The 260-nt window shown below is 46.5% G+C and carries 1 protein-coding gene; it reads right to left on the reverse strand.

Features of this window, described 5'->3' with window-relative positions:
* A partial coding sequence (locus tag Q4528_RS14460; protein ID WP_303522335.1) for a 3'(2'),5'-bisphosphate nucleotidase CysQ family protein occupies positions 1-241 on the reverse strand: 241 nt, incomplete at its 3' end.
* Positions 242-260 lie beyond the last annotated feature (19 nt).

The raw sequence follows: 260 nt of genomic DNA on the forward strand, positions 1-260 counted from the left end.
GCCAATAAGTCGTCCAACCGTCGCGTTCAGCCAAGCTTATATCGGCTTGTTCTTCAGATAAAATGGGAATGTCAGGCGTGAGCGCAGTTAAGGCATCCATAATAAAATGGTGGGCTGCGTAATCTGCCGACGTTACTGGTGTAGCGTCGTCTTTGGTCTCACTAACAAAATCGCCTTTTTCGTAAATATTACGAATAATCTCGCCAGCACCGCGGGCTATTTCAATTACCTCAGGTAACACACTAGCAGGGTCAAACATC

Origin of the sequence: Staphylococcus pasteuri (assembly GCF_030547725.1) — a bacterium.
Classification (GTDB): Bacteria; Bacillota; Bacilli; order Staphylococcales; family Staphylococcaceae; genus Staphylococcus; species Staphylococcus pasteuri.